This window comes from Allostigmatella hybrida, from assembly GCF_020103775.1.
Lineage (GTDB): Bacteria > Myxococcota > Myxococcia > Myxococcales > Myxococcaceae > Hyalangium > Hyalangium aurantiaca.
The window spans coordinates 61,718-83,867 of record NZ_JAHXBH010000014.1; the positions used below are offsets into that span (position 1 = coordinate 61,718).

Genomic DNA, 22,150 nt, shown 5'->3' on the forward strand with positions numbered 1-22,150 from the left:
TCAGCTCAGAAAAACTAATTGCTTCAAGCGGTAATACTCATCTTGGATTCCCGGAGCGCGGAGCGTGGGGCCCAGCCGGTATGCTGCGCGCGGGCCATGACCATCGATATCGCCTTCAAGACGCCGGACGCGTTGGTGTTCGCCACGGACGGGCTGGCCACGGTGATGGAGGTGGATGCGCGGGGCCAGGAGCGCTTCCTTTCGAACATGGCCAACGTGGAGAAGCTCGTCCCGTTGTCCGGGGGCCAGCTGCTCGCCATGTTCAATGGCGTGGGCTCGATCGGAGGGGGCACCGTGGCCACGTCGCTGCGCGCGTTTGACGACCGGGCCCCCCTACGGCCGGGGGAGTCCGTCGGGGACTATGCGAAGCGCCTGCACGCGGCCCTGGAGTCCCAGGCGCTGCGCCGGTTGGGAACCTTGCCCCGGCCCTTCCACCTCATTCTCGGAGGCTTCGCCCCGCAGCCCGAGGAGGGTGTGGAGCCCCCCTCGCTCTGGTCCATCCAGTGGAGCGTGGACCCCAGCATCCCCACCACGCCCTCGCCGCTCTTGCACACGGAGGAGGAGGGCGGGGAGGTGCGGCACCGCTTCGGGGTCCACTACGCGGGGGTGACCGAGGCGGTGGCCCGCTTCGTGGAGGGGTATGACCCCGTTCTGCCCGAGCGGCTGGCGGTGCTGCTGGCCGGCACGGACGCGGAGGATGGCCCGCCGGGGCTGCTGGAGCAGTTGGCCCAGGAGGCGCGGCGGACGGGCGTCCCCGCGGAGCCCCTGACCAACGAGCAGGCCAGTACGCTCGCGCGGCGCTATGCCCGGCGGGTGCTGCGCGCGGGGTTCTTCTCCTCGCCGCAGGAGCCGCTCTCCGAGCACTTCTCCCTGCAAGCGGCGGTGGACTACTGCGTGTTCCTCGCCCAGTGCGCCTATGCACGGGAGAACCTGTCGCCCACGCGCCGGGGGGCGCCGCGCGTGGGGAGCACGCTTCAGGTGGCATACCTGGTCCCGGGCCGTCCCGCGCACCTGCTGGCGGGGATCCGGCTCGGCGTACGCCTGCAAGGCATGGATGGAGGACTGCCGTGACGACACGCAAACCTCGGGGAAAGGGGCAGGCGGGTTCCCAGAAGGCGGAAGGGAAGGGGGCCACGGGCCGTCCCGCCGCGCCCCCGCGGAGCGCCGCGAAGAAGGGAGGCCGCAAGCCGGTCCAGGCGGCCGCCCCGGCGCAAGTCCCGGAGCCGCCCCTGCCGCCGCTGACGCCCGCGCCCACGGGCGCGCCGCTGGCGTTCAACAGCCGCACCTCCGAGTTGCTCTCGCCCTCGCAGGTCCGCACGGCGGAGGCCGCGGCGCTGCGAGGCCTCACGGCCCGCCGGGCCTTCCAGGCCGTCATGACGCCGGAGGCCCCATCCTCCTCCCCGGCCGCCGCCCCCATGCCGGGGGAGCGCATGGCGCTGTCCTTCGGGCCAGGCGCTGGGGACCCGGAAGGCTCGGGAGACAAGGAGCGGCAGCGGCTCGCGGCCCTGCGCAAGGAGACGGCGAAGCGGCCCGTGGTCTCGGTGCGGCCGGACTACTTCGGCACTGCCGAGCACCGTGCCAGCGCGGAGTACCTGGCGAGCCTGCTGTCGGGCAAGTCGGTGTTCTCCCACACCAGCCGGTCCACCGCGAGGCAGAGCCACGTGCTGCTGCGCACGGCGGAGACTGAGCTCGAGCCGGACGCGGTGCTGGAGCGGCAGGGCCTCACGGTGGCGAGCGCGGACCCGACGTGGCGCGAGCCCTTCCAGGACCGGCTCGAGGACCTGATGGCCCGCTACCGTCCGCTCACGGAGCTGGAGATCCGTCCGGGCCTCACGCTCACGTACGGGGAGGTGGTGGCGCTCGCGGGGGACTATTACGGGACGCCGGAGGAGCTGTCCGAGGAGCTGACCCCCGCCGTGGCCGACGCCATCCGCGGGGTGACGCCCCAGGACGAGGGCACCTTCCTGCTCAACACCCACCGGGGCTGGTTCGACTACGTGAACCTCGCCAACGAGAACCAGGACCACTTCGCCCCGAGAAGCTGGGCGCGCTATGCCCTTCATCACAAGGAGGCGCTGCTCCTGGCCCTGGACAAGGATCTGGACGCGGCGCTGGTGCGCAACGCCTTCGCCGACCACTTCCTCACGGATGCCTTCGCGTCCGGCCACCTGCGGGTGCCCCGGGACTTGCTCGTGGGGCTCTCCGGCGGGCTGCCCTCCAAGAAGATGCACGACGAGGAGAACGTGTACGGCCTGTGGGTGAGGAGCTCCAGCGGCTTCGTCTGGCGCTCGTACGGGGATGACCAGCTGGGCACCAACCCCGTGCACCTGACGCTCACCGCGCATGCGGTGGGGTTGTCCTTGCTGCGCGTCTTCCGGGCCTACCGGATGGAAGGCCGGGCGGCGGCGGGCCTGAGGGCCGCGCTCGAAGAGGGCCCGGAGCTGTCGCTCACCGCCGGGGAGATGGTGTCCCCGCTCACGCTGCCCGGCTATCTGGGCGAGGTGGCGGGCCTGCCGGGCATCCGGGAGCACCTGCCGGTTCCCCTGGGGAGCGTGGAGACGCCGGACCCTGGCGGGGTGCTCGCCAACTACCCGCCGCAGGTGGGCGCGGATGGCAAGCGCCGCAAGGGGACGCCGGACTTCGAGGCCTACTTCCGGTTCGAGTGAGGGGCTCGCGCACCGGCTTGCCCTGGTGCCCGCGCCGTAGGAGGGTAGGCGAACTTTTCTCCCTCTGGGATGGATCCTTCATGAGCCTTCGCCGTGCGTCGCTGAGCGTTGCCCTCCTGTGCCTTGGCCTATCGTCCGCCTGTGCGCTGCGTCCCCGCTATGGGGAGGTGGTGGTGCCGCAGGACGTGGAGCGCGCGGCGCAGACCCCGGCGGTGACGCTGCGCCTGCTGAACAAGGACACGAACCGCCCCATCCCGGGCGCCCAGGTGGTGGCCAGCAGCGGACGGACGCGCGTGTCCGTGTTCAGCGACGCGGAGGGCCTCGTCGCCCTGCCCGTGTCCAAGGCGCTGGCCGACGAGAACCCGCTCCTGGAGGTCGTGCTCCCCAAGGGCGTGGCGCGCTACCGGTTCGAGGCGGTGATGCCGGAAGCGTCGCAGGCCCCGGTGCCCCCGGCCGAGGCTCCCGCGCAGGAGGCTCCCGCGCAGGAGACTCCCCCCGCGGAAGCCGGCCCGGGGACGGCGGACTAGCCCAGCTTCGCGTGGAGGAAGTCCACCGTCCGCCGCCAGGCCGTCTCGGCGTTCTGGGGAGAGTAGACCTCGGGACGCGTGTCGTTGAAGAAGGCGTGCTGGGCGTCGTAGCGGTGAATCTCCGCGGGCACGTGGGCACCCTTCAGCTTCGCCTCCAGGGCGTTCACCCGGTCCGGAGAGCAGAAGTCGTCCTGGTTGGCGAAGTGGCCCAGCACCGGGGCGCGGATCTTCGTCACATCCGCCTTGTCGTCGCCGGGGATGCCGTAGAAGGGGACGCAGGCGGCGAGCCCAGGGTCCTTCGCCGCGCCGAAGAGCGCGAGCCCTCCGCCCAGGCAGAAGCCGGTGATGCCCACCTTCGTTCCGGGCTGGCGCTGGCGCAGGGCCTCGGCCGCGCGGAGCAGGTCCGCTTCCGCCTGCTTCCAGTCGAGCGCGTTCATGTACTGCTGGGCGGTGGCCGGGTCCTTGGCCACCTTGCCCTGGAAGAGGTCCACCGCGAAGACGGTGAAGCCCTCCTGGGCCAGCCGGTCCGCCACGCCGCGGATGTGGCCATTCAGCCCCCACCACTCGTGGACGAGGATCACCGCGCCGGGGGCTTTGCCTCCGGCGGCCTCGCGCAAATAGCCCGGCACTTCGGTTCCGTCCTTCGCGGTCAGCTTCGAGGTCTCCGCCATGGTCATCCTCCAGAGGGGGTGGAACGGCGGCAGCACCTTAAAAGCCCCGGCGCGCGCGCTTCCCGGAGAAGCGGAGGGGGCCCTGGCGAAATGTCGTTCACGCGACCTGCCGTTGGCAGGTGGGAGCAGGTGAGCCAGATTCAAGAGGAGCGACGGGGAGGCCACATGTCGAAGGCGTTCACCAAGGAAGACAGTGAGGGGGGCGAGGGGCTCCTCCTGCCCCGGCCTCGCGCGGCCTCGGGGGAGAAGCGCTACATCACCCCGGAGGGCTACCGGGCACTCCAGGAAGAGCTGGCCCGGTTGCAGGGCCTGGGGGCAGGCGAGGAAGAGCCGAAGGCCCTGGGCGCCGCCGACCGCAAGCGGGAGCGGGAGCGGCGCATGCTCCTGATCACGGAGACGCTGGACGAAGTCCAGGTGGTGACGCCCGAGCCCGCTCAAGAGGGCCGGGTGTTCTTCGGCGCCTGGGTGATGCTGGAGGACGAGGAGGGGGCGGAGGCGTCCTACCGCATCGTCGGGCCGGATGAGGCGGATGTGAAGGCGGGGCGGCTGAGCGTGGAGTCCCCCCTGGCGCGGGCCCTGTTGGGCAAGGAGGTGGGGGAGTCCGTGCAGGTGGAGCGGCCGCGCGGCGCGGTGGAGTACACCGTCACCGGGGTGGCCTACACGCCGCCGACCCACTGAGCGCAGGCCTTCGGAGCAGCGAAGGTCAGCAGCGGGTGCCCAGCGCGCGGCGCTCGGCTTCTCCCAGGGGATCGATCAGAAAGAGGAGCAAGGTGCGAGCGGGGCCGGCTGCGAAGCCCCCATCCCGCACGTGGCGATGGAGCTGAAAGCGGCCCTCGCCGAGCAGCGCCCCCACCAGCGGCGTCCAGACCAGGTCCTGGGCGGAGGGCTGCTTGTGAAAGGCCTCCACGCCGTACTCCCAGGTGGTGGAGGCGAGGGTGGTGGCCAGCAGGGAGGCCCCCGGGCCCTGGCCGCACTGGCGGCTGCGCGCATAGACCTCGGCGCCGAAGAGGCCGTGGCCCACCGTGTTGATGAGCCAGGAGTCTCCATCCCACTCCAGCGCGCGTTGGTTCGCATCGAAGTGGGGGGCGCGCGAGTAGCCGCGGCGCAGCTGGCGGAAGTTCTCCCGGAACCGGCTGGGGTCGAAGTCGCGGGGCCAGAGCAGCGAGAGCGAGGTGCGCATGGCGGCCATGATGCCCGCGGAGTGGAGCGCGGGCACGAGCCAGGTGCGAACCGGCGCGTCCGGCGCCGCCCGGGGAGGCTCGGGTGAGGAGGACAGCACCAAGGCTAGGAGCAGACCAGACATCATGAGGAGAATCCTATCGAGGCGCACCCCGCGAGGCCTCGGGGGGCGGGCGGAAACGCCCTGGGCCCGAAAGTGTGGAGAAGGCCCTTTCCACGATTTCGCTGCTCGGGCGGATGCGACCCAGGAAGGTGTCACCCGCTACCCAGCGGGGGTGAGCCCGTACCTCGAATTTCAATCAGCAATGACATCCGAGTTGAGAAGGCCAGGGCTGTTTTTTGTTAGCGTTTCGCGCTCCAGCGTCAACAGAGGGCCCGCTAAAGTGTGTCTCACGCTGGAGAGAGGGATTGGCTCCTCCGAGGGAAAATCCGTCGCCCGGCGTCACTCGATTCGATTCGACAGCAAGGAGAAGACAATCATGGGCCTGCACTTCAACAAGAGCTGGAAGATTCTGATCGGAGCGGTGAGTGTGTCGCTGGTGGGCTGTGGCGGGGCCGGCCTGGAGACGCCGGACTCCCTGAACCAGGCCACGCAGGGGGTGGACGGGGCCGTCACCCTGACGCTCAATGGCGGAGCGGAGCTGAACCTGGAGTGCGGTGTGGACAGCTGGTCCGACCCGGGCGCCACGGCCACCGATGGCTCCGGCGCGCCGCTGACGGTGCAATCCTATAACTCTGGCAACGACGGCTTCGGTCCGGGCCCCCAGTCGGGCGCGGAGGGCACGTACCACGTCTCGTACCTGGCCCACGACGCCAACTGGAACCTCGCGGAGGGCCTGCGGACCGTGAACGTGCGCGACACCCAGGCGCCCACGCTGACGCTGGCCGGTGAGACGGACATCATCCACACGTGCGGCAGCAACTGGGTGGACCCGGGCTACAGCGCGTCGGATGCCTGCTACGGGAACCTGACGTTGTCCGTGGCCGTCACCAACACCGTGAACGGCTGGAGCGAGGGCACCTACACGGTGGCGTACGAGGTGCAGGACAGCGCGGGCCACACCGTGTCCGCCTCGCGCACCGTGACGGTGGTCGACTGCCCCGTCTACGAGTAAGTGCCTGTTCCCAGAGGGGGGAAGGGCCGGGATTGAATCTTCCGTGGGGGGCCCCGTCAGACAGGGCACTACGACGGAGGAACTCGAACATGGCTCTCAAGTCCAGCATCTTCTCCCTGGCTCTCGGTACGCTGCTCCTTGGTTCCAGTGCGCTCGCCCAGGAGGCGCAGGGCTTCCGGGGCGGCCATGGCCCCGGGTACGGCGCCCCGTCCCACCACCCCCCGCGTCCGTCCCGGCCGTCCCGTCCGTCGGGCCAGGAAGGCCGTTACGAGCTTCAGACGGTGCAGGTGTGGTCGCAGGGGCGCTATGAGCAGGTGTGGGTGCCCGAGCAGTGCCACTACCGGCCCCGGCGCGGGAAGCACTGCGAGGGGGGCTACTACGAGCAGCGGTGGGTGCCCGGCCGCTACGAGACGGTGGAGAAGTGGGTGTGGGTGCCCGTCCGCTACCACCGCTACGGCCGGTCGTAAGGGCTTCCTCCTGTCCCTGCTGCCCTGCTAGGGACGTCGCGGCATGGCGACCGCGTTCGTGACAGGGGCTGGCATCCGGGTGGGCCGTGCGGTGGCACGGGCCCTGGGACAGGCAGGGTATGAGCTGGCGCTCCACGCGCACCGCTCGTCCCAGGAGTTGGAAGCCCTCGCCGAGGAGCTGCGCGGCCAGGGAGGCCGTGTCACCCTCTACTCGGCGGATCTCTCGAATCCCCGCGAGGTGGATGCGTTGGGCGCGCGGGTGCGCGCCGCCCACCCCGTGCTGGATGTCGCCGTGCACAACGCCGGCCTGTACGCGCGGGTTCCCTTCGAGGCCATCACCCGGGAGCAGTACCGGACGATGCTGGGGGTGAACCTGGATGCGCCCTTCTTTCTCACCCAGGCGCTGCTGCCCGCCCTGCGCGCGGCCCCTTCGCCGCTCGTGGTGAACATCACCGACATTGGCGGCGAGCGCGCGGTGAGCCACTACGCGCACTACTCGGTGAGCAAGGCGGCGCTCATCATGTTCACCCGGGCGCTGGCGGTGGAGCTGGCCCCTCAGGTGCGCGTCAATGCGATTTCCCCGGGAGCCGTGATTTTGCCCGAGTCCTTCGACGCGGCCGAGCGGCAGGACGTGCTCCAGCGCATCCCCCTGCAGCGCGAGGGCAGCGGGGAGGACATCGCTCGGACGGTGCTCTTCCTGGCGCGCGAGGCCCCCTACATCACCGGGCAGGTGTTCGCGGTGGACGGCGGCCGGAGCGCGGTGCTCTGAGCCCCGGGGCCCGCCGGAAGTGATAAGAGGCGAACCCGGCTGGTAAAAGGGGCTGGAATGAAACTGGATATACGGCTTCGGCTCTTCGTGGTGCTGGCGGGGGTGTTCATCACCTCGCTGGTCGTGGGCGACATCATCGGGGTGAAGCTCTTCGAGGTGAAGCTGGGGCCCATCCTCGCGGTCATGTCCGCGGGCATGCTGCCGTTCCCGGTGACGTTCCTGCTCACCGACATCCTCAATGAGTTCTACGGCAAGAAGGCCGCCCGGTTCGTCACCTGGGTGGGCTTCGGCATGGCGGTGTTCGCCTTCGCCGTCATCAACATCGCCCAGGGCATCGACTGGGCGCCCCTCACGCGCGCGCCGGACTACATGGGCACCTCCGAGGGCTCGTTCAACAACGTCTTCGGCGGCTCGCAGCGCATCCTCGTCGCGTCGATGATCGCCTATCTGATTGGCCAGTTCAGCGACATCGCCGTCTTCAACCTGATCAAGCGCAAGTCGAACAACCGCTACCTGTGGCTGCGGGCCACGGGCTCCACGCTGGTGTCGCAGTTCATCGACACGGTGGTGGTGCAGATCATCGCCTGGACGGGGGTGCTCCCCACCGAGGTCATCATCCGCATCGTGCTGACCTCCTATGTGGTGAAGTTGCTGGTGGCCGTGGGCCTCACGCCCTTCATCTACGCGGGCCATGCCCTGGTAGAGCGCCGGCTGGGGATTCACCCGGTCAAGCTGGGGCCTGACGGTGAGCCGATCGATGAGTCCCCCGTGCGCCCCCTGGAGGGGGCCCCGGGCCGCGTGGCCTGAGCCCGGGGTGGCACTCTGGGTGAAGAAGACAGGGAGGACATCCCTCCCTCCTCGGACCCCCCCTTCCCTCCGCCATGGGGAGCCTGGGGGCCAGGGGCTCTGCCGGCCAGGCGCGCGGGAGCCCTTCGCAAGCGCCTCAAATTGCAGGATGCCGCTGCCTCCCCCAGCGGCCTGGCGGGCCTCCCGCTTCGAAACAGGAGGAATGAAGCTTCCCTGAGCCTTGTCGGGCGCGAATCCCGCGGTGCTTCCCCATCGCCGCCGCCCACACAAGGAGTCTGGATGCGTTTCAGAGCGGCCCTCGTGGCCTTCGGCAGTGCTGCCGTCTTCGCGGGCCTTGCCTCCTGTGGCAAGGCGGAGATGACGCAGCAGGAGCGGGGCGCCCGCCCCGGTGAGACGGGCACCGTCCAGGTCCCCGCCCCCGGAGGCTCAACGCCCTCCTTGCCGGAAGGACCCGGCCCCGTGTCCCCGGCGCCTGCTCCCGGGCCCGCGCCCGAAGTGCCGGCCCCGCCGGAGGCCGAGGAGCCGCCTCCGCCCCCGGAGTTCTCACGCATTCTCTGGGTCTCGCCTCGCGGCGCCGATGCCGCGGAGGGCTCGCAAGCGAAGCCCTTCCGCACCGTGGCCAAGGCGCTCTCCGTGGTGCGGCCCGGCGAGGCCGTCTTCCTGGAGACGGGCACCTACTCCGAGCGGTTGAAGCTGGAGGAGCGCGGCGGTGGCGCGGACCGGATGCTCACGGTGATGGCCGCGCCCGGGGCCTCGCCCGTCTTCAAGGGCGGCTCGGGCAATGGCACGCCGATGATCGACGTGCGCGGCGCGTACTGGCGCATCGAAGGGCTCACCCTGGACCTGGCGGGGGACCGGGCGTTCGCGGTGTTCTGGCGCGGCAAGGGGGCCCACCATGGAATTCTTCGCGGCAGCATCTTGAAGAACGGCACCGAGGGCGCGGGCGTCAGCATCGCCGAGTCCGCCAGCGACGTGCTCATCGAGGACAACGAGATCCACCACTTCAAGAAGAGTGGTGAGGACAGCCACGGCGTCGTGGTTCAGACGACGGCGCGCAACGTGGTGATTCGTGGCAACGACATCCACCACAACTCCGGCGACGGCGTGCAGTGCCTCGGCCCCGAGGGTGGCGCGACGGTGGAGGGCACCCCCTTCGACAACCTGCTCGTGGAGGACAACGCGCTGCACGAGAACCAGGAGAACGGCGTGGACATCAAGACGTGTACCCACGTCACCCTGCGCCACAACACCATCTGGGGCCACCGGCGCACCGCCACCTCGGCGGGGGAGGGCGTGGTGGTGCACCTGTCCGCCAGCGACGTCACCGTGGAGGACAACACCGTGCGCGCCAACGGGCGCGGCATCGTCGTGGGCGGCGTGCGCGTGAACGCGCCCCCCACCCGCATCGTGGTGCGCCGCAACCGGGTGCTCGACGGGGACGGCTCCGGTGACAACGATGGGCTCGGCATCCGGGTGGACACGTCCACGGACGTGAAGGTGCAGCACAACACCGTGTGGAACATGCCGGGCCCGTGCCTGGTGTTCGGCCACGGCACGTCCGGCCCCTCGAAGACGTTGGACCTGCGCAACAACGTGCTTGCTGGCTGCGCCGTCACCCTGCGCGGGGGAGATGACCGCAGCGGGGTGGTGATGGACCGCAACCTCTACTTCCGGTCCGGGGGCAAGGCCGTCTTCCGCCGCGAGTCCGAGGACCTCGACTTGGACGGATGGCGGGCCGCGACGGGGCTGGATGCCCAGTCGGTGGAGAAGGCTCCCGCCTTCGTGGACGTGGATTCCGAGGACTTCACGCCGGGGCCGGACTCTCCCGCCAAGGACTCGGGGGCGGACCTGGGCCTGTCCTTCTGTGGACGGGCTCCGGACCGGGGCGCGGTCGAGGCGGACTGCCCCTAAAGGGCCGGGGCGTATAGACTGCCGGGGCCGCCCCGTCCCGGAGTCCGCTGCCTCGTGTCGTCTCCTGAGATTTCCCTCGGCGTCGCCCTCGTTCCTTCGGACTCGCCCGCCCGGGAGCCGCTCCTGCGCGCCACGGAGCGGGTGGGCCTGCGCGTGGTGGACAGCCCCGCCGAGGCCGTCATCATCCTGGTGGACCTCACCTCCGCCGGCAGCGGCCCCGCGCTCGCCTCGCTGCTGTCGGGCAACGGCGCCTTCCACGCGCTGCTGCTGGCGCTGGTGGACCCGGGCGAGGATGCCTTCGCCTCGCTGGAGCCGCTGCGGCCCGCGGACGTGATTACCAGCGCGGTGCCGCACGAGCTGGCCTACCGGCTCCAGCGCCTGGCCGAGCGCTACCGCGAGCGCGAGGAGCAGGCCCAGCTCCAGAAGGACCTGTCGCTGCTCCTGGAGTTCACCGCGGACTACGCCGAGAGCCTCGATGTGGGGGCGCTCCTGCACGACGTGACGCGGCGGCTGGCGCTGCGGCTGGACATCTCCCGGGCCTCGCTGGTGATGCTGGACCGGGACGAGGGCATCATCGTCGCCTCCAGCGATGACCCGGCCCTGAAGAACCGGCGCATCGAGCTGTCGCGCTACCCGGAGATCCGCGAGGTGGTGCGCACCGGCCGCCCGGTGATGGTGGAGAACGCGCCCACCCACCCGCTGCTGGAGGGCGTGCAGCGCGCCGTGGCCGCCCAGGGCATCCACGCCATCGCCGCGCTGCCGCTGCCCATCCGGGGCGAGGTGCGCGGCGTGCTGCTGGTGCGGGCCGCGGGCCAGCGCCGCACCTTCTCCGGGCGGGAAATCGACTTCCTGACGACCGTGGCGCACGCCACCGCCATCGCGCTGCGCAACGCCAGCGTGCTCCAGGACATGCGCGGGCAGACCGAGCGCGAGAAGTCCGCGCGCATCGCCGCCGAGGAGCAGGCGGCCGCGCTGCGCACCTACCACCTGTTCTTCGCCAACGTGAGCGAGGGGGTGGCCATCCTGGATGACAAGGCGTGCGTGCTCAGCCTCAACCCGGCGGGCGCCATGCTGCTGGACACCTCGCCCAACGAGGCCCGGGGCCGGCACCTGCACCAGCTCACGCACCCGGTGGACGACGGGGTGCTCATGGAGATGGTGGCTTGCGCGGGGCGTGGGGAGACGCGCGCGGGCGTGGATGTCGGCGTGAGCACCCAGGCGGGCCGGCAGCTCACGCTCTCCCTGTCCGCCGCGCCCCTGCGCGACAGCGGCGCGGCCACCATCCTCTCGTTCCGGGACGTGACGCACGCACGGCGCCTGGCCGACGAGCTGCGCCACACCAAGGACTTCCTGGAGCGGCTCATCGACTCGTCCGTGGACGCCATCATCGCCGCGGACATGCAGGGCCGCATCATCCTCTTCAACAAGGGGGCGGAGGCCATCCTGGACTACACCGCCCAGGAGGTGCTGGGGACGATGACCATCCGCCAGCTCTACCCCGTGGGGGTCGCCGAGCGCATCATGGCCCAGCTGCGCAGCCCGGACTTCGGGGGCCGCGGCCGGCTCTCCATGTGCCGGCAGGATGTGGTGAACCGCGCCCAGGAGCTCGTCCCGGTGAACATGACGGCCTCCATCCTCTACGAGGGGGGCCGGGAGGTGGCCAGCGTGGGCATCTTCACGGACCTGCGCGACCGCATGCAGCTGGAGCGAAAGCTGTCGGACGTGGAGACGCGGCTGGAGGAGAGCGAGAAGAGCGCCGTCATCGTGGCCCTTGCGGGCACCGCGGCCCACGAGCTCAACCAGCCGCTCACCTCGGTGATGGGCTACGCGGAGCTGCTCAAGCGCAAGCTCAAGCCCGAGGACTTCGCCTTCAAACCCGTGGACATCATCTACCGCGAGGCCGAGCGCATGGCGGAGATCGTCCGGAAGATCGGCAAGATTACCCGCTACGAGACCAAGACCTATATGGGCACGCAGCGCATCCTCGATCTCGACAAGGCCTCCTCCCATGAAGACTGACTTCCGGGTGGTGCGCAGGAGCGAGGGCCCCCCGCTGGAGGCCTTCCAGGCCCTCTTCGAGGTGCTGGACGAGCCGCTGGCGCTGTGTGACGGCTCCATGCGGCTGCTGGCCGCCAACCCGCCCTTCGTGCGCTTCTGCACCGTCCACGGCACCACGCCCGAGGGCATGGTGGCCGGCATGGTGCAGACGCTCTCCCAGGAGCCCAGCCTGGTGCCCGAGGACGGGGACAGCTCGGATGTGGAGGTGCCGCTGCCGGGCCGCCGCTGCGTGCTGCTGACCGTGGCGCGCCGGGGCGACACGGTGGCGGTGCGCGGCCGGCTGGAGCCCGGGCGGCTCATGGTGGCCGAGCGCGCCCTGCTGGAGCAGGCCCGCACGGAAGGGGTGCTGCTCGACCTGAGCCGCAGCGTGGCGGAGGCCAGTGGCGAGGAGGAGCTGGTGGCGGCGGTGGCGCGCGGGGTGAAGGAGCTGTTCCCCAGCCGCACCTTCTGTATCCGCATCGTGGATGCGCGCACCTGCGGCCTCACCTCGCTCTATGCGGAGGGGCGGCTGAAGGACGGCGCCCACGAGCCGCTGGTGCTCAAGCGCAGCGCGGTGGCCCGCACGCACCTGGAGATGGCGCGGCTGCCCCCGGACCGGGTGACGGTGGCCCGCGAGGTGCCCCTCATCTTCACCGGGACGGCGCTGGGGGTGAGCGCGCCGCTGGTGGCCAGCGGCCAGCTCTTCGGCGCCATCAACATGGAGTACCCGGAGGGGCTCGAGGCGGACGTCTCCCACGACGAGCGCGTGCTCCTGCAGCTGGCCAACCAGGTGGCGGTGGCGGTGCGCAACGCCAAGCTCATCGACGAGCTGACGTTCGTGCGCAAGTACCTGGAGGACCTGCTGGAGCGGGCCAACGCCCTCATCCTCGTGGCGAACCGGGACCGGCAGGTGGTGGTGTTCAACCAGGCGCTCGTGGCGCTCACGGGCTTCACCAAGGAGGAGGTGCTGGGCAAGGACGTGTTCGCCTTCATCCCCGAGGACGAGCATCTGCGCTTTGGCGCCATGTTGTCGGCGGCCATGCGCGGCGAGCGGGTGAACAGCTTCGAGACGCGGCTGCGCTCGCGCGACCGCGAGGTGCGCGTGGCGTTCGCCACCTCCCACATGCTCACGACCCAGGGAGAAGTCGAGGGCGTCATCGCCATCGGGCAGGACATCACGGTCGTCAAGGAGCTGGAGAAGCGCATCATCCACGCGGAGAAGCTGGCCTCCATCGGCCAGCTCGCCGCCAGCGTGGTGCACGAAATCAACAACCCCATGACGGCGGTGGCCGCCTACGCCGAGTCGCTGCTGATGAACGCGCGGCTGCGCCCCAACTCCACGTCCGAGCAGGACAAGCTGAAGAAGATCCGCGAGAGCAGCGACCGCATCCTGCGCTTCACGAGGGACCTGGTCTCCTACGCGCGGCCCGCCAAGGAGAAGCCGGAGCACGTGCCGCTGGAGTCCATCCTGGAGCAGGCCGTGGGCTACTGCGAGCACGTCGTCGCGCAGGCCAAGGTGGCCGTGGAGCGCGACTACACCCCGCTGCCACCCATCTCCGCGGTGCGCACCAACCTGGTCCAGGTCTTCGTCAACCTCATCACCAACGCCTGCCATGCCATGGCGGCCGGCGGCAAAGTGGTGCTGTCCACCGAGCGCGACGGGGAGGACGCGGTAGTGCGGGTGAGCGACACGGGCACGGGCATCGACCCGAGGCACCTGAGCCACATCTTCGACCCCTTCTTCACCACGAAGGAGGAGGGCAAGGGCACGGGGCTGGGGCTCTCCATCGTCCAGGGCATCGTGGAGAGCCACGGGGGCCGCATCACCGTGGACAGCACGCTGGGCCAGGGCACCGTGTTCATCCTGCGGCTGCCCCTGGCCAAGCCCTGAGGCGTTAGTAGCGCACCTGCAGGTCCACCTTCCGCGCGGGCTTGCCGTCCAGGGCCTCCAGGCGGACGGTGTACTTGCGGTGGTGCAGCTCCGCGGAGGCCTGGAGCGTGGCGGGGGTGCCGGGCGAGGCCACGGCGCTGGCCACCGGGCCCTGCTCCGGCTTGACGGAGACCTTCACCCGGCCCTCTCCCACGCTCAGGCGGATGTCCAGCGGCATGCCGTCCCGGGGCGGCCGGTTCTCATGGCCGTACTCCTCCAGGCGCGAGCCGCTCAGCTCATCCGCCTGGAGCCGGCCCTCGGCCTTGTCCGCGAGCAGGCCTCCGGAGCTGCTGCGCTGGATGCCGTTCATGCTGCCGCTCGTGCTGTAGAAGTGCTCCGCGTCGAAGACTTCCTGCGGCACGCGCTTCACCTCGTAGCGGTCCGTCTTCTGCTCCGCGGCCTTGTCCGCGCCCGGCTTCGCCGACAGGACGAAGGTGAACACGTTGTCCCCGTTCTTCAGGGGCTCGGTGAGCTCGAACCGCCCCTCTTTCAAGGCCACCGGCGCGCCGTTGAGCGTGAGCTGGGGCTCCACGCCGCGCACCTGCCCGCTGAAGGCCTGGGCCTCCGCGGGCGTGACGGAGGGCGGATCCATGTCGAGCTTCAGGGCCACGCCCTTGCCCTGACACCCCCAGAGTCCACCCCAGCCGAGCACCGCCACCACCGTGAATAAGGCTCCCGTGCGCATCGCGTGTCTCCTCAGGATTCGCCCTTGTCGTCCAGCTCGCGGGTGAACTCCTCGTTGGTGAGCAGCCCCTTGCGCGCCATGATGCGCATGAGGGCCCAGAACTTGCGTTCCAGCTCCTCGATGCGGTCCGGCTCGTCCCGCAGGCCGCCGCCACCGATGAGGTAGTCCAGGTCATCCAGCACCCCCGAGCCGCCCGGTGCGGGCCGGGCCGGGGCCTTGGCCCCCTTCTTGCGCCGCTGCTGCTCGCGCTCGGTGATGAGGTCCGCCAGCCGCGTGCGCTGCGTCTTGTCCGCGGCGCTCAGCTCCTCGCCGACGATGACCTCCTCGTCGTCGTCCTCGCGCCCCACGGGGGCCGGGGCGGGCCGGGAGGGCCGGGGCGGGCGGGCCTGCGCGGCGCGCGGGGCCTGCTTGCCGGTGGGGGCCCCGGGGCGGGCGGGGGGGGAGGCCGCCTTGTGGTAGTAGCGCAGGATGGCGGCGAGCACCGCGGAGCGGGCGGCGACCCGGGGGCTCACCTTGAGGCCGGTGGTGAACTCGATTTCCTCCAGCGCGGGGCCGAGGAGCGGGTCGGTCATGGCCACCACCAGGTGCCGGCGGCCCCCCCGGTTCTCCAGGGCGAAGGGGAACAGCTCGTGCTGCTCGCAGAACCGCGCCCGCACCAGGTGAATGGCCGCCCAGTCCGGGGTGACGGCGGCCAGGTCCACCACGGGCAGCCCCAGCGCCTCGCTCAGGGCCTGGACCAGGGTCGCCTCGGTGATCGCCCCCTGGGCGACCAGGGTCGTCCCCAGCCGCTGCTGGGTCTGCCGCTGCGCCTTGAGGCCCTCCTCCAGCTGCACCGGGCTGATCGCCCCGCGCTGCAGGAGGATCTCTCCAATCCGCTTCCTCTCCATGCGGGCGCGCTTACCACGGGAAAACAGGGGACCCAAGCATCCGGCCAGGCACCAGATGTGGTGCTCCCCGCCTTCACGCGCGGGGTGCCAAGCCCTGGTCCGAAAGCAAAATAACCATGAGATTTCAATAGCTAACGCGGGGGGCTGCCTTGACACTGGGGGGTGCCATTCCTAAAGTCGGCCCCACTGTTTTCACCACCCAGTCCCGAATATTTCCCCTCCATGCCGCACTGTCCGGAGGGCTGGTATAAGGACTGTAAGGCCCGTAAAACGGGGGCCAGCGCCTACTTGGAGGCAACACGCGATGAACCTGGGGTCCTTGACGAACCTGACCATCCTGGCGAACACCGGCGGGCCGGATCGCACGCTGTTCGAGGAGATTGCCCGGCGCTGGGAGGCAGGACAGTGGGGCATGTACCCCATCGCGCTGTGCGGCGTCGTCGCGCTGGCCATCGTGGTGGAGCGCAGCATCGTGCTGTTCTTCAAGTCCTCCATCAACAAGGAGGGCTTCCTGCGCGGCCTGAAGAAGCACATCTACGCGGGTGACCTGGACAAGGCCATCAACTACGTGGCCGGCCAGAAGGCCACCCCGCTCACCGCCGTCATCAAGGCGGGCCTGATGAACGTGCCGAAGGGCCAGGAAGAGGTCCAGGCGGCGCTCGACGAGGCCTCGCTGCGCGAGACGCCCAAGCTCGAGGTGCGCACCGGTTACCTCGCCATGCTCGGCAACGCCGCCATGCTCGCCGGTCTGCTCGGAACGGTGTCCGGTCTGATCTCCTGCTTCGAAGCCGTGGCCAACGTGAACCCGGCCGACAAGGCGACGATTCTGGCGAACGGCATCTCGGAAGCCATGAACTGCACGGGCTTCGGGCTGCTGACGGCCATCCCGGCGCTGGTGGCCTTCTCGGTGCTGATGGGCCGCACCCAGTCCATCATCAACGACATCAACGAGACCAGCGTCTCGGTGCTGAACCTCATCGTGACCAACCGCGACAAGTTCAAGAACATGAACATCCCGGTCGCCACCCACGGGCACGAAGAGTAATCGCCGGAACCTGGAACACGGGCGCGCTGTCTGGAGAAGCACGGCGGACAGCAGCGCCCTTCGTCTTTGTGGCAGTCTTTTTTCTCTCTGAACAACGGTAGTGGCTGAGCGGAGGTTGTCATGGCCGGCGGTATGGACCTTGGGGGCGGAGGCAAAGGTGGCAAGAAGCCACTGGACGCTTCGATCAACCTGACCCCCTTCATCGACCTGATGGCGGTGACCATCAGCTTCCTGCTCCTCACGGCCGTGTGGACCCAGATCGGCAAGCTCCAGGTCTCCCAGGCCGGCGGGCCCTCCACGGAGGAGACCCCGCCCTCGGAGACCAAGACGGTGCAGCTCACGCTGGCCATCACGCCCGAGGAGATGCGCCTCTCGGCGGACCAGAGCACGTTCGACCCGATTCCGATTTCCCGCGACGAGAGCGGGAAGCTGGATCTGGCCAAGCTCACCGCGCGCTTCAAGGAGATCCGCGAGCAGTTCCCGGATCAATCCGCCATCACGCTGCAGACGGATGACAAGGTCCGCTACGACATCCTGGTCCGCATCATCGACGAGTGCATGGGCTCGGGGCTTCCCCAAGTCTCGGTGATGGCGGCGGGCTAACGGCCCTGCCCCTCCAAAGAATTCAAGGTACACGACACCATGGCCATCAAGGTTCCCGGTAAGCGGTACGGCAAGCGGCTGGAGCACTCGAAGGTGTTCGGCCACGGCGCGCACGGCAAGAAGGGCGGTTACGCCGACCTGCTCATCACGCCGCTGGTCGACATGTTCGTCATCATCGTGCTCTTCCTCATCGCGAACTTCTCCGCGACGGGCGAGGTGCTGATGATGACCAAGGACATCCAGTTGCCCGAGGCCATCAACGTCAAGGAGATCGAGATGCACCCGGTGGTGATGGTCTCCGCCGAGCAGGTGAGCGTCTCGGGCACCATCGTGGGCCGGGTCGAGGACCTGGTGAAGGACGAGTACCTCAACATTCCTGCCCTGGAGGAGAAGCTCCGGGACATGAAGAAGCAGTTCGAGGATCTCCACGCCATGGCCCAGGATGACGCCAACGCCTTCAAGGGCGACGTCAACATCCAGGCCTCCAAGGAAGTGGAGTTCAAGGTCATCAAGCGGGTGATGTTCAGCTGCGCCACCGCGGGCTACAACAACATCAACTTCGCGGTGCTCACCAAGGGCGGCCCGGAGGCCACCCCGGGTGCCAGCGCCTCGGCGGCCCCTCACTGACCGCTGCCTGAGAAGTCTCAAGCCGCCCACGCGCCTCGGCCCTCTGTCTGGCCGGGGCGTTCGTGTATGAGGGGGGCCATGCCCCTGCGCGCTGCCCTGTTTGATCTCGATGGGACGTTGGTGGACTCGCTGGCGGACATCGCCGCGGCGATGAACCACTCGCTCACCCACCACGGCCTGCCTCCCCATCCCACCGCCGCTTACAGCCACTTCGTGGGCGAGGGCGTCATGGAGCTGGCCCGCAAGGCGGCCTCCGGGGGGGACGAGGCGCTGCACACCTCCCTGCTCACCGTCTACCGCGCTTACTACGCGGAGCACCTGTTCGATCAGACGGGGGTGTTTCCGGGCATCCTGCCGCTGCTGGCGGAGCTGGACCGGGAGGGCGTGAAGCTGGCGGTGCTGAGCAACAAGTCGGATGGCTTCACGAAGAAGCTGGTGAAGGGGCTGATGCCGGACGTGCCCTTCGCGGCCGTTTACGGCGAGCGGCCCGGCATCCCCCGCAAGCCGGACCCCACCGCGGCGCTCGCCCTGGCCCAGGAGCTGGGCGTGGCCCCGGGGGACTGCGCCTTCGTGGGAGACACCTCCGTGGACATGGACACCGCGCGGGGCGCGGGCATGGTCAGCGTCGGGGTGACGTGGGGCTTCCGGGGGGTGGAGGAGCTCCGGGCCCACGGCGCCCAGGCCCTCGCCACCACGGCGGCGGAGCTGGGCGCGGCCCTGCGCGGCGTGCGCGCCGGAGGCTAGGCGGGCAGGCGGCCCAGCTCCTTGTCCTCGGCGCGGCTGTACGCCGTGGCGGCGGCGATGAAGTGGCACACCCAACCCAGCAACCCCCCCGAGCCCACCCAGAAGCCCGGGGTGATGATGAGCCAGAAGAGGCCGCGCAGGATGTCGCCATTATAAATCTGGCCCACTCCTGGAACGATGAACGACAACAGGGCGGCGGCACCAGGACGTGACATGGTGTTCGATTCCTCCGGGATGCGAGTCTTCCCTACGTCCTCTCCTACGCGGGCGGCGCCGGGTGATTGCCCCCAACGCCCGGAGGAAGACAAAACGCGGAAAATGCCGTCCGGTAGGTTTTGACCCAGCCTGGCCGCCGGGTACGATGACACTTCACGTACGCGGGCCATCCGGGGGGGTTGAGCCATCTTATTCCATGCGTTCATGGCACAGGCGTTCACCCTGCGCGGCCTGCGGAACATGCTGTGCGTGGCCGTGCTGTACCTGGCCGCCGGGTATGTGAGCGTGCCGTTCGCCATCTTTCCGGATGCCGTCAGCCCGGTGTGGCCGGCTTCGGGGGTGGCCGTCGCCGCGCTCCTGTGGCTCGGGTGGGCGCACTGGCCGGGCATCTTCCTGGGCACCCTGGCCTTCACCGTCCTGAGGGGCTCGCCCTGGCCCGCCTGCCTGGGCATGTCGGTGGGCAGCACGCTGGAGGCGCTGTTCGCGCTGTGGGCGCTGAGGCGCCTGGGCTTCTCGCCCCTGCTGGAGCGCGTCCGGGACGTCGTCTCGCTGATTCTGGTGGCCGTGGGCTGCCCGCTCGTGAGCAGCCTGGTGAGCGTGTTCAGCTTGAGCCTGTCGGGCGCCCTGGCGGGGCCGTCCTTCCTGGCGGTGGCCACGGTGTGGTGGGCGGGCGATGCGCTGGGCGTCCTGGTCGTGGTGCCGGCCGCCTTGCTGATGTGGCAGTGGCGGCCCCTGAAGCACCGGGCCGAGGCGCTGGGGCTCGGCGTGGCCGTCCTGCTGCTTGGCTGGGAGGTGTTTCACGGCGGGGTGCTGGATGCGCGCATCGCCCGCGCGGAGCCCTCGCTCTTCGTGCCGGTGTGCATCTGGGCGGCCCTGCGTTTTGGCCCCCAGGGCACGGCGCTCACCACGCTGTTCATCACCGTGATGTCCATCTGGGGCACGGTGACGGGCAACAGCCCCTTCACGGAAGGGACCGAGGGCGGCCACCTGCTGGTCAGCCAGCTCTTCATCACCGTGCACTCCGTGGCCGGGCTGTTGCTCGCGGCCGTCAGCGCCGAGCGCAGCAATGCGCTGGCGCGGCTGGAGCTGCTGGACGCGGCCCTGCGCGACGTGGGCGAGGGGGTCACCATCAGCCAGGTGACGCCCGAGGGGCCCCGCATCGTCTACGCCAATGCGACCTACCACGCGCTGGTGGGTGCGCCCCCGGAGGAGGTGCACGGGGCCTCGCCCAGCAAGCACGTGAGCGAGATGGCGCCCGGGGCGCGTCAGCGCGTGGAGGAAGCCCTGGGCCGGGTGCTTCCGTTCCGGGGGGAGGTGCCCCTGGCGCGGCGGGATGGCCAGCGCCTCTACAGCGAGCTGCAGCTGTCCCCCGTCCGGGACGCGGCGGGGGTGCCCACGCACCTGGTCTCCATGTACCGGGATGTCACCGCCACCCACGAGATGCGCGCGCGCCTCCTGGCCGCCGAGCGCATCGCCGCGGTGGGGACGCTCGCCGCGGGCGTGGGCCACGAAATCAACAACCCGCTGGCCTACCTGACGATGAACCTCGATGCGGCGGCGCGGGAGCTGGGCCGTGGCAACGCGGTGAGCCGCGCGGTGTACGGCCACATGCGCAACGCGCAGGAGGGCGCCGAGCGCATCCGGCTGCTCGTGCAGGATCTCCGCACGTTCAGCCGCGAGGGGAGCGAGGAGCACCAGCGCGTGGACCTGCTCGCGGTGGTGGCCCCCGCGCTGCGCATGACGCGGCACGTGCTGGGCAGCCGGGCCCGGCTCGTGGAGGAGTACGGGCCCGTGCCCCGGGTGATGGGCAGCGAGGCGCGGCTGGGGCAGGTGCTGCTCAACCTGCTCGTCAACGCGATGCAGGCCATCCCGGATGGGAGTGTGGCGCAGCACGAGGTGCGGGTGCGCACCGGAAGGGCACTGGATGGACGGGCGCTGGTGGAGGTGTCGGACACCGGCCGGGGCATTCACCCCCAGGTGCTCCCGCACATCTTCGAGCCCTTCTTCACCACCAAGTCGAGCGAGGAGGGCACCGGGTTGGGGCTCTCCATCTGTCATCAGATCATCCGGGCGCACGCGGGCGAGCTGCTCGTCCGCAGTGAGCCGGGCCGGGGCTCCGTCTTCACCGTTTTGTTGCCGGCGGCTCCTTCGGAGGGCGAAGTGAACACATTGCCTCAACGCATGAGCAGTGCGGTGGACGCCCAGGAGCGGGCCTCGGCGCGGCGCGGGCGCATCCTCATCATCGACGACGAGCCCCGCCTGGCGCAGTCCATGCGCCTGCTGCTGGAGCCCAGCCACGATGTCGTCACCACCACGCGTGGCAGCGAGGCGCTGGAGTGGGTCGCCGCAGGCCAGCGCTTCGATGTCGTCGTGTGCGACTTGCAGATGCCCGGCACGACGGGGATGGACATCCACGCCTGGCTGACCCTGCGGGAGCCGGCGCTGGCCGAGCGCCTGGTCTTCATCTCCGGGGGCGCCTGCACGGCGGCCGCGCGTGAGTTCCTGCGCACGGTGCGCAATCAGGTGCTGGAGAAGCCGGTGCGGCCCGAGGTGCTGCTGGCCACCATCGACGCGGCGATGGAGCCCGGGGAGCTGCGGACCGGCTCGTGAACGCCCGCGCGAGGGCTCAGACGCGCAGCCACTTGCGCGCCGTGGGACCCGCGAAGCGCATCACCCCGGACACGGCCATGAAGCGCAGCGTGCGGCCGATGATGGCCGCCAGGAGGAAGCGGTCCAGCGGCACGGACACCATGCCGCTGCCGATGGCCACCACCTTGAACGGCGTGGGGAGCACCGAGCACAGCAGCGCCAGCACCCAGAAGTTCTGGCCCAGCAGCTCGCCCAGCGAGGCATCGATGCCGAAGCGCTGCACGCGCATGTTCAGGTCGATGTTCAGGAAGCTCACGGCGCCGGCGTTGATGAGCGTGCCCAGCCAGTAGCCGAGCAGGCCACCCACCAGGCTCGCCACCGTTCCCAGCACCGCATAGCGCAGCCACTTCTTCGGCTGCGCCATCACCATGGGTACCAGCAGCGCGAAGGGCGGCACCGGAAAGAACGAGCCGTCCACCACGGACACCGCGAGCATGGCCGCCAGGGCATGTTTGGTGGAGGACAGGGCCTCCACGCGCAGGTAGAGCCTGCGGTACCAGGAGAGCTTTTCGGCGGGGACGGCGGGCACCTTGGAAACGGAGGACGTATCCGGCATGAGGCTGCGCACCCTAGCGAAAGCACGGCCAGTTTCCACCGCCTTGCGAGCCGGTGAGC

At 70.0% G+C, this 22,150-nt stretch carries 22 protein-coding genes; 16 read left to right on the plus strand and 6 right to left on the minus strand.

Annotation, left to right across the window (positions count from 1 at the left end):
- The first annotated feature begins 96 nt into the window (after positions 1-96).
- The 3 genes from KY661_RS21220 to KY661_RS21230 all read left to right on the plus strand — a co-directional run bounded on the left by KY661_RS21220 (position 97) and on the right by KY661_RS21230 (position 3,193).
- On the plus strand, positions 97-1,071 hold the full coding sequence (locus tag KY661_RS21220) for a hypothetical protein (RefSeq protein ID WP_225411950.1): 975 nt from the start codon (positions 97-99) through the stop codon (positions 1,069-1,071).
- On the plus strand, positions 1,068-2,666 hold the full coding sequence (locus tag KY661_RS21225) for a hypothetical protein (RefSeq protein ID WP_225411951.1): 1,599 nt from the start codon (positions 1,068-1,070) through the stop codon (positions 2,664-2,666). The genes KY661_RS21220 and KY661_RS21225 overlap by 4 nt, the downstream gene beginning before the upstream one ends.
- An 80-nt stretch (positions 2,667-2,746) precedes the next feature.
- Positions 2,747-3,193 carry a hypothetical protein gene (locus KY661_RS21230; protein ID WP_225411952.1) on the plus strand — a complete coding sequence of 149 codons (447 nt, stop codon included), beginning with the start codon at positions 2,747-2,749 and terminating at the stop codon, positions 3,191-3,193.
- Here KY661_RS21230 and KY661_RS21235 read toward each other — a convergent pair.
- Positions 3,190-3,864, minus strand: a complete 675-nt coding sequence (locus tag KY661_RS21235; protein ID WP_225411953.1) for a dienelactone hydrolase family protein — start codon at positions 3,862-3,864, stop codon at positions 3,190-3,192. The two genes, KY661_RS21230 and KY661_RS21235, sit on opposite strands and share 4 nt — an antisense overlap.
- A 165-nt stretch (positions 3,865-4,029) precedes the next feature.
- On the opposite strand from KY661_RS21235, the gene KY661_RS21240 reads away from it, so the two are divergent.
- On the plus strand, positions 4,030-4,542 hold the full coding sequence (locus tag KY661_RS21240) for a GreA/GreB family elongation factor (protein ID WP_225411954.1): 513 nt from the start codon (positions 4,030-4,032) through the stop codon (positions 4,540-4,542).
- A gap of 25 nt (positions 4,543-4,567) precedes the next feature.
- On the opposite strand, the gene KY661_RS21245 is transcribed toward KY661_RS21240, so the two are convergent.
- Positions 4,568-5,170, minus strand: a complete 603-nt coding sequence (locus KY661_RS21245) for a DUF3943 domain-containing protein (RefSeq protein WP_225411955.1) — start codon at positions 5,168-5,170, stop codon at positions 4,568-4,570.
- 352 nt (positions 5,171-5,522) lie between these two features.
- Here KY661_RS21245 and KY661_RS21250 point away from each other — a divergent pair, with 352 nt between their 5' ends.
- The 7 genes from KY661_RS21250 (at position 5,523) to KY661_RS21280 (ending at position 14,040) form a co-directional block, all read left to right on the plus strand.
- Positions 5,523-6,158: a DUF5011 domain-containing protein gene (locus tag KY661_RS21250; protein ID WP_225411956.1), complete on the plus strand. Its 636-nt coding sequence runs from the start codon at positions 5,523-5,525 to the stop codon at positions 6,156-6,158.
- 89 nt (positions 6,159-6,247) lie between these two features.
- The gene (locus KY661_RS21255) at positions 6,248-6,625 is read left to right on the plus strand and encodes a hypothetical protein (RefSeq protein ID WP_075006628.1); all 378 of its coding nucleotides are present in this window, start codon (positions 6,248-6,250) and stop codon (positions 6,623-6,625) included.
- Between the two features lie 43 nt (positions 6,626-6,668).
- Positions 6,669-7,394, plus strand: a complete 726-nt coding sequence (locus KY661_RS21260; protein WP_225411957.1) for an SDR family oxidoreductase — start codon at positions 6,669-6,671, stop codon at positions 7,392-7,394.
- A 57-nt stretch (positions 7,395-7,451) separates the two neighbouring features.
- Entirely contained in the window at positions 7,452-8,201 is a 750-nt protein-coding gene (locus KY661_RS21265; RefSeq protein WP_225411958.1) for a queuosine precursor transporter, read from the plus strand.
- Between the two features lie 279 nt (positions 8,202-8,480).
- Positions 8,481-10,112, plus strand: coding sequence for a right-handed parallel beta-helix repeat-containing protein (locus tag KY661_RS21270; protein ID WP_225411959.1), 1,632 nt, complete (start codon positions 8,481-8,483; stop codon positions 10,110-10,112).
- 54 nt (positions 10,113-10,166) lie between these two features.
- Complete coding sequence (locus tag KY661_RS21275) at positions 10,167-12,131, plus strand: PAS domain S-box protein (protein WP_225411960.1); 1,965 nt, start codon at positions 10,167-10,169, stop codon at positions 12,129-12,131.
- Entirely contained in the window at positions 12,121-14,040 is a 1,920-nt protein-coding gene (locus KY661_RS21280) for a GAF domain-containing sensor histidine kinase (protein WP_225411961.1), read from the plus strand. Before KY661_RS21275 ends, KY661_RS21280 begins: the two co-directional genes overlap by 11 nt.
- Positions 14,041-14,044: 4 nt before the next feature.
- On the opposite strand, the gene KY661_RS21285 is transcribed toward KY661_RS21280, so the two are convergent.
- Positions 14,045-14,764: a hypothetical protein gene (locus KY661_RS21285; protein ID WP_225411962.1), complete on the minus strand. Its 720-nt coding sequence runs from the start codon at positions 14,762-14,764 to the stop codon at positions 14,045-14,047.
- A gap of 11 nt (positions 14,765-14,775) precedes the next feature.
- Complete coding sequence (locus tag KY661_RS21290; RefSeq protein ID WP_225411963.1) at positions 14,776-15,651, minus strand: GspE/PulE/PilB domain-containing protein; 876 nt, start codon at positions 15,649-15,651, stop codon at positions 14,776-14,778.
- A gap of 304 nt (positions 15,652-15,955) precedes the next feature.
- Here KY661_RS21290 and KY661_RS21295 point away from each other — a divergent pair, with 304 nt between their 5' ends.
- The 4 genes from KY661_RS21295 (at position 15,956) to KY661_RS21310 (ending at position 18,670) form a co-directional block, all read left to right on the plus strand.
- On the plus strand, positions 15,956-16,696 hold the full coding sequence (locus tag KY661_RS21295) for a MotA/TolQ/ExbB proton channel family protein (RefSeq protein ID WP_083423177.1): 741 nt from the start codon (positions 15,956-15,958) through the stop codon (positions 16,694-16,696).
- 120 nt (positions 16,697-16,816) lie between these two features.
- Positions 16,817-17,299, plus strand: a complete 483-nt coding sequence (locus KY661_RS21300; protein ID WP_075006621.1) for an ExbD/TolR family protein — start codon at positions 16,817-16,819, stop codon at positions 17,297-17,299.
- A gap of 39 nt (positions 17,300-17,338) precedes the next feature.
- Entirely contained in the window at positions 17,339-17,926 is a 588-nt protein-coding gene (locus KY661_RS21305; RefSeq protein ID WP_225411964.1) for an ExbD/TolR family protein, read from the plus strand.
- A 78-nt stretch (positions 17,927-18,004) separates the two neighbouring features.
- A complete protein-coding gene (locus KY661_RS21310; protein WP_225411965.1) occupies positions 18,005-18,670 on the plus strand; it encodes an HAD family hydrolase in 666 nt (221 codons plus the stop codon).
- On the opposite strand, the gene KY661_RS21315 is transcribed toward KY661_RS21310, so the two are convergent.
- Positions 18,667-18,885: a hypothetical protein gene (locus tag KY661_RS21315; protein WP_075006716.1), complete on the minus strand. Its 219-nt coding sequence runs from the start codon at positions 18,883-18,885 to the stop codon at positions 18,667-18,669. The genes KY661_RS21310 and KY661_RS21315 overlap by 4 nt on opposite strands.
- A gap of 205 nt (positions 18,886-19,090) precedes the next feature.
- On the opposite strand from KY661_RS21315, the gene KY661_RS21320 reads away from it, so the two are divergent.
- The gene (locus tag KY661_RS21320; protein ID WP_225411966.1) at positions 19,091-21,496 is read left to right on the plus strand and encodes an MASE1 domain-containing protein; all 2,406 of its coding nucleotides are present in this window, start codon (positions 19,091-19,093) and stop codon (positions 21,494-21,496) included.
- 16 nt (positions 21,497-21,512) lie between these two features.
- Here the strand turns inward: KY661_RS21320 and KY661_RS21325 are convergent, their stop codons facing one another.
- A complete protein-coding gene (locus KY661_RS21325) occupies positions 21,513-22,091 on the minus strand; it encodes a YqaA family protein (protein ID WP_225411967.1) in 579 nt (192 codons plus the stop codon).
- Between the last annotated feature and the right edge of the window lie 59 nt (positions 22,092-22,150).

What these genes read in the sequence shown, in the direction of transcription:
- KY661_RS21220 (WP_225411950.1), top strand. Translation starts at nt 97, where the DNA reads ATGACCATCGATATCGCCTTCAAGACGCCGGACGCGTTGGTGTTCGCC.
- KY661_RS21230 (WP_225411952.1), top strand. Translation starts at nt 2,747, where the DNA reads ATGAGCCTTCGCCGTGCGTCGCTGAGCGTTGCCCTCCTGTGCCTTGGC.
- KY661_RS21235 (WP_225411953.1), bottom strand. Translation starts at nt 3,864, where the DNA reads ATGGCGGAGACCTCGAAGCTGACCGCGAAGGACGGAACCGAAGTGCCG.
- KY661_RS21240 (WP_225411954.1), top strand. Translation starts at nt 4,030, where the DNA reads ATGTCGAAGGCGTTCACCAAGGAAGACAGTGAGGGGGGCGAGGGGCTC.
- KY661_RS21245 (WP_225411955.1), bottom strand. Translation starts at nt 5,170, where the DNA reads ATGATGTCTGGTCTGCTCCTAGCCTTGGTGCTGTCCTCCTCACCCGAG.
- KY661_RS21250 (WP_225411956.1), top strand. Translation starts at nt 5,523, where the DNA reads ATGGGCCTGCACTTCAACAAGAGCTGGAAGATTCTGATCGGAGCGGTG.
- KY661_RS21255 (WP_075006628.1), top strand. Translation starts at nt 6,248, where the DNA reads ATGGCTCTCAAGTCCAGCATCTTCTCCCTGGCTCTCGGTACGCTGCTC.
- KY661_RS21260 (WP_225411957.1), top strand. Translation starts at nt 6,669, where the DNA reads ATGGCGACCGCGTTCGTGACAGGGGCTGGCATCCGGGTGGGCCGTGCG.
- KY661_RS21265 (WP_225411958.1), top strand. Translation starts at nt 7,452, where the DNA reads ATGAAACTGGATATACGGCTTCGGCTCTTCGTGGTGCTGGCGGGGGTG.
- KY661_RS21270 (WP_225411959.1), top strand. Translation starts at nt 8,481, where the DNA reads ATGCGTTTCAGAGCGGCCCTCGTGGCCTTCGGCAGTGCTGCCGTCTTC.
- KY661_RS21280 (WP_225411961.1), top strand. Translation starts at nt 12,121, where the DNA reads ATGAAGACTGACTTCCGGGTGGTGCGCAGGAGCGAGGGCCCCCCGCTG.
- KY661_RS21285 (WP_225411962.1), bottom strand. Translation starts at nt 14,764, where the DNA reads ATGCGCACGGGAGCCTTATTCACGGTGGTGGCGGTGCTCGGCTGGGGT.
- KY661_RS21290 (WP_225411963.1), bottom strand. Translation starts at nt 15,651, where the DNA reads ATGGAGAGGAAGCGGATTGGAGAGATCCTCCTGCAGCGCGGGGCGATC.
- KY661_RS21295 (WP_083423177.1), top strand. Translation starts at nt 15,956, where the DNA reads ATGAACCTGGGGTCCTTGACGAACCTGACCATCCTGGCGAACACCGGC.
- KY661_RS21300 (WP_075006621.1), top strand. Translation starts at nt 16,817, where the DNA reads ATGGCCGGCGGTATGGACCTTGGGGGCGGAGGCAAAGGTGGCAAGAAG.
- KY661_RS21305 (WP_225411964.1), top strand. Translation starts at nt 17,339, where the DNA reads ATGGCCATCAAGGTTCCCGGTAAGCGGTACGGCAAGCGGCTGGAGCAC.
- KY661_RS21310 (WP_225411965.1), top strand. Translation starts at nt 18,005, where the DNA reads ATGCCCCTGCGCGCTGCCCTGTTTGATCTCGATGGGACGTTGGTGGAC.
- KY661_RS21315 (WP_075006716.1), bottom strand. Translation starts at nt 18,885, where the DNA reads ATGTCACGTCCTGGTGCCGCCGCCCTGTTGTCGTTCATCGTTCCAGGA.
- KY661_RS21320 (WP_225411966.1), top strand. Translation starts at nt 19,091, where the DNA reads ATGGCACAGGCGTTCACCCTGCGCGGCCTGCGGAACATGCTGTGCGTG.
- KY661_RS21325 (WP_225411967.1), bottom strand. Translation starts at nt 22,091, where the DNA reads ATGCCGGATACGTCCTCCGTTTCCAAGGTGCCCGCCGTCCCCGCCGAA.